General features: G+C 55.3%; 13 protein-coding genes. All 13 read right to left on the reverse strand.

The genetic code is table 11. The features are described 5' to 3' along the window. Window positions 1-867 (reverse strand): DUF3383 family protein (locus KEM39_RS10090; protein WP_211709949.1); only part of this gene is annotated, 867 nt, incomplete at its 3' end. A gap of 11 nt (window positions 868-878) precedes the next feature. Beyond that, complete coding sequence (locus KEM39_RS10095) at window positions 879-1358, reverse strand: LIC_12616 family protein (RefSeq protein WP_211709959.1); 480 nt, start codon at window positions 1356-1358, stop codon at window positions 879-881. Next, entirely contained in the window at window positions 1343-1723 is a 381-nt protein-coding gene (locus KEM39_RS10100) for a hypothetical protein (RefSeq protein ID WP_211709950.1), read from the reverse strand. Before KEM39_RS10100 ends, KEM39_RS10095 begins: the two co-directional genes overlap by 16 nt. A gap of 209 nt (window positions 1724-1932) precedes the next feature. After that, complete coding sequence (locus KEM39_RS10105; protein WP_211709951.1) at window positions 1933-2514, reverse strand: hypothetical protein; 582 nt, start codon at window positions 2512-2514, stop codon at window positions 1933-1935. Further along, on the reverse strand, window positions 2507-2944 hold the full coding sequence (locus tag KEM39_RS10110; protein WP_211709952.1) for a hypothetical protein: 438 nt from the start codon (window positions 2942-2944) through the stop codon (window positions 2507-2509). Before KEM39_RS10110 ends, KEM39_RS10105 begins: the two co-directional genes overlap by 8 nt. Continuing rightward, on the reverse strand, window positions 2928-3326 hold the full coding sequence (locus KEM39_RS10115) for a DUF4054 domain-containing protein (RefSeq protein ID WP_211709953.1): 399 nt from the start codon (window positions 3324-3326) through the stop codon (window positions 2928-2930). The genes KEM39_RS10110 and KEM39_RS10115 overlap by 17 nt, the downstream gene beginning before the upstream one ends. 1 nt (window position 3327) lies before the next feature. Next, a complete protein-coding gene (locus KEM39_RS10120) occupies window positions 3328-3660 on the reverse strand; it encodes a hypothetical protein (protein WP_211709954.1) in 333 nt (110 codons plus the stop codon). Window positions 3661-3716: 56 nt separating this feature from the next. Next, complete coding sequence (locus tag KEM39_RS10125) at window positions 3717-4007, reverse strand: hypothetical protein (protein ID WP_003751934.1); 291 nt, start codon at window positions 4005-4007, stop codon at window positions 3717-3719. A 15-nt stretch (window positions 4008-4022) separates the two neighbouring features. Continuing rightward, on the reverse strand, window positions 4023-4487 hold the full coding sequence (locus KEM39_RS10130) for a hypothetical protein (RefSeq protein WP_211709955.1): 465 nt from the start codon (window positions 4485-4487) through the stop codon (window positions 4023-4025). 107 nt (window positions 4488-4594) lie between these two features. Next, the gene (locus tag KEM39_RS10135; protein WP_211709956.1) at window positions 4595-5593 is read right to left on the reverse strand and encodes a major capsid family protein; all 999 of its coding nucleotides are present in this window, start codon (window positions 5591-5593) and stop codon (window positions 4595-4597) included. Between the two features lie 4 nt (window positions 5594-5597). Further along, complete coding sequence (locus KEM39_RS10140) at window positions 5598-6077, reverse strand: structural cement protein Gp24 (protein WP_211709957.1); 480 nt, start codon at window positions 6075-6077, stop codon at window positions 5598-5600. Window positions 6078-6080: 3 nt separating this feature from the next. After that, window positions 6081-7259, reverse strand: a complete 1179-nt coding sequence (locus KEM39_RS10145; RefSeq protein WP_249182724.1) for a DUF2213 domain-containing protein — start codon at window positions 7257-7259, stop codon at window positions 6081-6083. Further along, window positions 7256-8044 carry a phage minor head protein gene (locus tag KEM39_RS10150; protein ID WP_249182726.1) on the reverse strand — a complete coding sequence of 263 codons (789 nt, stop codon included), beginning with the start codon at window positions 8042-8044 and terminating at the stop codon, window positions 7256-7258. The genes KEM39_RS10145 and KEM39_RS10150 overlap by 4 nt, the downstream gene beginning before the upstream one ends. Window positions 8045-8507 lie beyond the last annotated feature (463 nt).

Raw genomic sequence — 8507 nt, forward strand, 5'->3', positions numbered from 1 at the left:
TTTGTCCAGCCCGCCGTAAATCGGGGCAGTACCGTCATAGGCGGCGGCTTTCAGTTGCGCGCCGAAGCAGGTTGTGTTGCCGGTTTGCAGCGCGGCGGCTTCTTTACCCCATGCGGCATAGAGGAAGCGGTTGTTCTGCGCGTTGCTCCATTTGGCCAAGGCCAACTTGTCGACCAGTTCAGGCTCGAACACGGTGGTAAAGGTGGCAAAATTCAAAGTGGACTGAATCACGCCCTCCATCACGGTTTCCGCGCTGTCGCCGTCGTTGCCTTTGGAAATGATTGCGCCCTTGGCTTCGGTCAGGTTCAGGGCTTCGGCCAGCGTGCCGGCGGCAAAGCCGATTTCGGAAGCCTTGCCTTGGGTGGCGGAAACGATTTCAAACGCCTGCAACTGCTCGTCAAACTGCACGGTGGCATTGATGGCGGTGCCGATTTTGTCGGCGGCGTCGGAAAAGCCGGTGGCGGTCGCCAAGCTGATGTTTTCGCCGTTCTTGTCGCTGCCGTCGATGTTCACTTTCAGATTGCCCGAAAGTTTCTTCAGGGCGGCAAGGCTCATACTTTTCACGCTTGCGCCGCGCAGACAGGCGGCTTCTTTGCCGACGTTGTAGGGGTAGAAATACAGTGTGCCGGGTTTGATGTGCGAGTTGTCGAATCCTTTGAAGTACACTTGCGCGGCTTTGAACTCTTCGCTTGCCAAGCCGAAAAACTCGCCGACCGCCGAAGCATCGGGGAACGCGGTATGCCGGCCGGTGGGCAGGTTTTCGTTTTTGCTCAAAAAGACGGCGTTCATCGACAGGGGAGAACCGCCGGAACTGAGTACGGCGGGGTTTACGCTGACAATTTTACTTGCCGGAATAGATTGGAACATGGATATATCCTTTACGGTTGGATCAGGGTTAAATCAAAAGCGTTTACAAACTGTTGCGGGTGTTCCGCCTGCGGCGCGTAGGCCAGATGAACAGTAGTCATCCAGCGTTCTTCATATTCGCCCTCTTCGTTGGCGAGCGGCACGAAGCGCGCGGGGGCGGCATACAGCGGCTGGCAGGATTTCAGCCGTTCGCAGGCGTAGAAATCGCGCCAAAGCAAAACGGTTTTCTGCGCCATCTGCCCGGCTTCTGCGCCGTAGAAATCAAGCTGCATCTGTATTTCGGATTGGCGCGAGACGGCGGCGGTTTCATCCGCAACGGCGTAAGCGTGTTCGTTGGTGGCGGCATCGATTTCGTTCAGGATGTTCATCACCGCAAACGGCGGCTTGGGCAGCGGCACGTTGTTGCCGTATCCGCGCACGACTTCGCACGAAAAAAGCCCGAGCAGCATTGCCCGGACTTCGGTGTAAATATCATCTAATGTTGCCGCCATAACAGCACCTTGCACCAATCCGGCCAGCTTTCCACCACCTGCTTCACCAGCCATTCCGTTGTTTCGGTTTCGCCGTAGGCAGCGAACACCAGCTTGTCCGCGCCTTTGGCATCCTGCCGCCGCAAGCCGCGGAATTGTCCGGTTACATAGGCATACAGCAACGTTCCCTGCTGCGCCAATCCTTCAAACAAGGACAAATCCTGCGTACTTAGGGTTTGGGTCTGCACGGTTACGGGATGCTCGCTGTAGCCTGATTTGCGTTTTCCCGTGACATCGGTGGTGTAGCCTTCATTGAGTTTCAGCACGGCGGGCAGGTTCGGATTGACGGATGTAATCGCACCGTTGGCAATGGCTCTAAGATTCATCGTATTTCCTTTATTTATTCCGGGTGTTTGCCTTCGGCAGGCAGACGGCATATAATGAAATCAAGCGGTATTTGTACAGGCAAAGAGGTGGCGTAATATGAACGCGCTAAGGTGCTGGCCTGAAGCAAATGTCGCTCCCCAAGGCAACGGCGGTTCAATAACCCGGTCTTAGCAACCGGCGATATACCGTAGATTAAACGTTGCCTTTTTCATTTGTCTGCCCAAAACCCGTGGTCGTAATAACGTCTGCCGTCTGTTTGGTGTTTCACTGTAATCAGCATCCGCTTTACTTCTCCTTCAATCGCCACATCTACCGAATATTTCTCAACTTCGAGAACATTACTGTCTGCAATTTTTGGCTTCTCTGCGTGAAGGAAATGTGCAGCCTGCAACATATCCGGAATAATCGGGATGGTTTTAACCAGTCCGTCGTTTCCGTGTGCGATGGTGTGCTTAACCCCACTCATGGAAACCATGATTTCATGTCCGGTTTCTCGGTTTTTAAAAGTCTTCCCGACAAACCGTCGTGCAAACGCCCGGGCTTTCTCTCGCAGCTCCTTCATGCTCGACCATAAGCCCAGTTCGTTGCCCTTAATTTCGGGTATCTCTGCTTGGGGTTGGCCGTCTTGTTTTTCAGGCTGCCCGTTTCCTGCCCCGAACCGCCCATTCTCCGCCCTCGGATGCTTGCTTTCATCCCATTCGGCATCCGCCGCCAACAGCTTGTAGGCGCGGTGCAGGATTAACAGGTTTTGCGCCCGTTTCAGGATAGCTGCCGACCTGTATTCATTCATCGGCAACCTCGCAATCAATACTGCCCCACAACGTCCCCTTGTTAGTCAATGGCTTATCGAAGCCTTTTTGCTTCACGGTTGCGGCGGCGTTTGGCGGTTCGCGGAAGTCTTGGATGGTCATCTTAATCTGTCCTTTCACGACTTCGCCTATATCCGCCAAGGCCTGCCGCACGTCGCCACCATTGGCTTCCAGCATCTCAGCAGCCTGCTTGGGCCATTCGTCTTTGTGTTCGGCAATGGTGTTGCGGAAAAACGGGCGCGGGGGAATGGTTGCCGTGCCGTATTCATTCCAAAAGGCCACTTGCGCCACGCTTTCGCCGTCCGAACCTTCGTAGTTTGCCTGCTCGATGATGCCGACGCGCACCTTGGCCGTTGCCGCCTGCGCCGCCAGTTCGGACAGATGCCGTCTGAACCTATCGCCGCCGCGCATAACAACCTCCCGATACATATCGGAAGCGGCGGTATTTGGCGGTAAGCTGCCAGTAGGTCGCACCGTAGGGCGTTTGCAGATACCAGGCGGCATTGCCGCCGACCGCGCCCATATCCGCGCTCACGGACACGCTGCCTTCGGAAGCCGAAGCAATGCGCCCCACCAATCCGCCCTGCGCGGCACGTTCGGACAGCGCGGCGAAATGGCGCACCAGCAGGAACAGCAGCATTTCGCGCTCTTCCGGCTTTTTAACGATGCTGTGGCCGGTGTTGTCCAGCAGGCTTTCGGCCTGCGCGAACCACATTTCGAGCTGCGCGCCTGCCGCCCGTACTTCGGGATAGGCCGTCTGAAAGCGCGCTTTATCGAAGACGACGGCGGGCATATCAGTCTTCCTTGGCGGTGCTTACGCCGTTAGCCTTGTCATCGGGCTTGATGGCTTCCAACTTGGTTTCGTTGCCGGTCTTTTCCCGTGCTTCGGCTTTGGTGTCCTTGGCATTTTCGTGGGCGAAAACGAAGCCGTTTTTCACCATATCGCGGTCTTGGTGCGCTTTCATCCAAGCATTGAACAGGTCGGCATCCACGTTGTAGGTAATGCCGTGGCCGCCGATGATGTTGGAGGCGTTTGCGCCGTTCAACTCTACCGACTTGCCGCCGGCTTCGATAATCAGACCGTTGGGCAGTTTGCAGCCGACGGTTACAGTTTTTTGTTTTGCCATTTGGGTTCTCCAATAAAAAAGCAGCCTGAAAGCTTTCAGGCTGCTTATGCAGGTTACTATTTCTTTTCGGGCGGATCGGGCGGAATGAAAAGAAAAACCGCACCGAGAATAAGGGGAAGCAGAAATCGGGCATAGGGATACCACGGATCATCGACATACCAATAGCTGTATTTCCTATAATGAACAATGTCGTATTCGTAAGTAGCGGGGAAGAAGTTGATCCATACTGTCACAATTACCCAGATAGTGAGCTTTCTATGGTTGGCTACCCACCGCACCGGCTTGCTGTTGCGGATGCTTTCCGGTACCACTTTTTCCCATATCCAACGAAAAAACAGCCGATACATACCTGCCCCCTGCGGTTACAAGCCCAGCAGTTCGATTTCGACTTTTGAACGCCAACGGGCTTGTGCCGTAACAATACACATTCTTAATTTTCGGTCTGCCGCGCTGTATTTAATCCAGCTTTTAATAAAAGCCTTCAATACTTTGAGCGCGTTGTTAAGGCCGACTGCTTTATTAAACCCCAATCGTTTGATTTCCTTAGCGGTTTCATCTATGCCTTTGCTGATCAGGTATTCATCAAACGGCACGTTGCCGAAAAGCAGGGCCAGCTCGTCCGGAAGCTGTTCCATAACGCTGCCGGCAATGCCGTCAGCCAGTACGGCCAGCGGTTTCAAACGCTCATGGCATGCGCCGATTTCGGAGAACATCTGATCGGCCATACCGACTACTTCTTCTGTAATTTGATCCGGCCGGGCGCGGACTGCGCCTTCAAACAGTACATTTAGGATTTTAACATAAGATTCTTGTATGGCTCTATCCATTTTAAATGCTCCAAGTAAAAAAACCCGCAGATGCGGGTAGGTGGGGAGGCCGTCTGAAAACAGACAGCCTTGTTTTTAGCTTCGCAGAAACTTTAAGCAGCCTGCACTTAGCTCACCGTCATGGAAGCAATGCAGAACGGGCGGTAGATAATCGCGCCCCATGTGCCCTGCGATTTCTTCTGTTTGATGCTGGAGGCTTCCAAAACCATATTGTGCGCGCGCAGTTTTTCGGTGAAACCGCATTCCAAGGTGCGCTGGCCGTCCAACTCTTCCACAATCAGCTGCACCATCTCGCCCGATGCGGCGGAATATTCCGGCACGGTTTCGATACGCAGGTTGGGGAAGTTCTTTTTCAGCTGGTCGGCAACATTGACGTTGTACTGGTTGGTTTTGGTCAGTTCCACGCTGGCCGTCGGGCTGCACACCAGCAAGAGCGGCGTGTTCATATCAATCAGGCCGCCGGTCTGCTGCAACAGTTTTTGGAACAGCTTGCGGATGGATTCGTACACCTGCTCGCCGGTAGCGGCCGCCCACGTTTGGTCGGCGGCGGTGCTGGCAGGCAGGCTCGGGTCGTTGAGGATGCCGTAGTTCTGCAAGCCTTTGATGCCGAACAGATAGGATTTGTTCTGGAAACGGTTCAAGGCGTTCACGCTTGCCTGATTGACGCGGTTCACATAGTCGATCTTCGCTTCGCCCGCGCGTGCCACTTCGCGTTCGCCCCAGCGGGTGAACACTTGGTAATGGTAGCTTTGGCGTTGCGGGAAATTGACGTTGGCGCCGCTCACGCCGTTGTTGTTGTAGTCGCCGTAGCCGGAGACTTCGCCGGTCGGTTCTACCAGCATAAACATAGCGGTTTCGGTCGTCCAGTCGCCTTTTTTCACTTCGCCGAAGATTTCGGCGGCCTTCATCGGCTGCAGGGCGACTTCAATCAGCTTCGGATCGACATAGGTCAGCATCCATGCGGGAATGCCGCTGTTGCCTGCGGTGGTCAGCGCGGGCTGCGCGTCCATCGCCAAAGCAGCCTGCACCTGTTCGTTCATCAGCTTTTTGCCGCCGCCCATAAAGACGATGCCGGCATCGCGTTCGAGTTGCTGTAAGGTATTCATTCAATTACTCCCATGTGGTGATTTTGGCCAGTTCGCCGGCTGCGGCTTTGGAAGCCACTTTGAAGCGGGTCAGGGTGTGGTCGGTTTCGGTGTCGTCGGCAGAGGCTTTCAATGTGCCGTCGGCGTCTTTGGCAAACACGTTCTGGCCGATTTCGGCACCGGCGGGGAAATGCGCCCAAAAGTCGCCCGCCACGGCTAGTGTAATCATTTGGCCGGGCAGGATTTGGTTGCCGTGTTCCGCCAGATAGGCGGTGATGCTTGCCTGCTGTTCGCGGTGGACAAAGCCGATGCGCGCGCCGTCGGTTTTCTTGTTGGACACTTTGCCCTCGGCATCCGCCCAGGCAAACACGCCGACGGTTACGCCGTCCGTGCCGCTGACGAGCGCGCCTTCGCCCGCCAGCATGGAAGCGTTCGGGTTGTGGGCGGCAAAATCCCCCGCAACGGCGGGGGCTTGGTAAGGTTGGACTGCTTTTTGGAATGACATGGTTTAAGCCTTTCTGATTCGTGACAAACCGGGGAACTGTTGGGCGGTTTTGGCCGCATCTTGCGCCATCGGCTGTTTGGGTTTGCCCAACATACCGACCATAGCGCGGTAGGCGGAAGGATGCACGCCGGTTACGTCAATGCCGCTCTGTTCCAGTGCGAACTTGTACACGTCCGCCGCATTGTCCATCGCCACATCGCCGACAATATGCGCCACTTCGCGTTGTGCCGCCGCCAAGGCTTGTGCGCGTTTGCGCTCCGCAGCCACGGCTTTTTGAATCGCCGCATCCATCGCCATTTTGGAAATGGCGGCATCTTGTGCGGGCTTGGGTGCGCCGCCTTCGGGAGCTTCCGGCTCTTCGTCTTCGGCGGGTTCTTCCGGCTCGGCGGGGGCGGGGTTGTTTTCGCCGTCCTCCGAATCGTCTTCGTCCGTGCCGACATTCTCGACGTTTTCGGGCGGCAACTCTTTGCCGTCGTCTTGTGCCGTCTGCACTTCGTTGGTGAGCGAGCCGATAACCTGCAACAGTTCGTCGGGGCTCAATTCGGCATCCTGCGCCAACAGGGGCTGCACGGCTGCCTGAATACGCGCTTTCGCGCCTGCTTTCAGTTTCATGGTGTTTTCCTTCTTGTTGAATGGGTCTGCATCGCTTACGACTACATCACGCCCCGCCCGACCCACATCGACAAGGGCTACATGGTTTCCGACAATATCGCGCATCACGCCGTCGTAATGCCTGCCTTCAAATTCGCCTGCGGTCATGTCGGCGGTGTAGTGGTACGCGCTGGACAGCTCCACCTGCTCGCCGCTCTCGATGCCGGCAATCGCTTCCGCATCCCACACGGCAAGCGAACATTTCAGGTAGCCGTCTTCAAACACGGTATCGCTGCCGGTCGTGCCTGCAATCACTTCTTTCTGCGGTTCGTCGGCAGAAACGGGGATGTGTTTGCTCAACAAAGGCAGGTTGTTGAACGTCGGTGCTGCCTTTTCCAACTCTTCGGGGTCTCGCAGCAGGTAGTAAACCTTTTTCGGTTCAAGCCCCAGTTGTCGGTAATTGGGGATTTCACCGCCGTAGTACGGATTTACCGTAGCTTTGCTGATGTTGGAGCTTTCCACGTGCAGCCTGCCGTCTTGGTCGTAGGAGCGCAGGGATCGGTCTTGGGCGAGTATGGTTTTCTCTGTCATGAGTTGAATCCTTTAATCACGGCGCGGCTCGTACAGCGGCAGTTGATTTCCTCTCCGGGCTGCACCCATTTGCCGTCCAGATACATGCCTTTGTTCACGTCAAACCGTTTGCCGTTGGCGGCAACATGGCTCGGGCGCGGTTCTTTGCCTGCGTGGGAGTGCATCCATATGGCTTCGGTAATGCCCAATTCCTGCCGCCGCGCCTTTTCGATGGCGGCTTTTGCCTTATTGGTCTGGTCTCGTGCGATAAAGGCGGCGCGGCGTTCGCTGATGCCGTAATCCTTACGCAGTTCGCGGGTCAGTTGCGCCATATCGTAACCTGCATTCACACTGCGCCATACGCTTTCTTCCACGCGGTTCAGGTATTGCTGTCCGATGGAGCGTATCAGCGAAACGTTGCCGCCCAATACGGCCTGCAAGGCAGTTTGCTGCTGGGCTGTGGCGCGGAAACGGACGGTAAAGCCCGCCTCCCGCAATGCCGTCTGAAAGGCTTTCTCTGTGTGGCTTGCGCTTTGATTGGCGAATATCTCGGCAATTTGCGGGGCGAGTTTATCCAGCCGTGCCGCCCAATAACGCAACAGGGCGGACAAAGCAGCCTGCAAGCCGTCCGTCAGGCTGTCTTGGGCGATGCCTTTCGGATAGTGCCGTTCAAGCAGGCCTTGCACGTCGGCGCGCATTTCACGCAACAGCTTTTTCAGGCTTTTGCGGTAGGCGGCTTCTACGCCGAGGTTGGGCTGTATCGGTTTCAGGATGATGTCTTTATCGGACGGTGCGGATAACTTCATGGCTTGCTTTCGGCGGATGGCAGGCATACAATGGAGTCAAGCCGTTGATTGTAGGGACTAGGGCGTTTCGGACGTTGGCCAAGGTGCGATAAATTCGCGAATAGGCACTAGTTGAAATTAACGGCTTTTTCCTTTGTCTGCTCAAAACCCGTGATGGCTTGCTTTCATCTGATGTGCGGCATACAATAACCACGTCTGACAGCAGAAATTTTCGCATTAGCTGCGTAATCTCAGGCAGGTTACTGTCGAGTGATAAATGGTGGGGATTGCGACCACCCGGACACAAACAACCCCTGATACTTCATCATCAGGGGTTTGTTTTTTGCTTGCGTGATTTAAATTTAGTGGCATACAATAAAGACATACCCTTAATTTGAAGGCTGGGTTAAATGCTTGGTATCCAAGCTATCCCAGATGTACCGGATTAAGGGTTTTTTCATGCGTCCTTGATTTTCGGGGCGGG

The organism is Neisseria sp. Marseille-Q1983 (assembly GCF_018224585.1).
Classification (GTDB): domain Bacteria; phylum Pseudomonadota; class Gammaproteobacteria; order Burkholderiales; family Neisseriaceae; genus Neisseria; species Neisseria polysaccharea.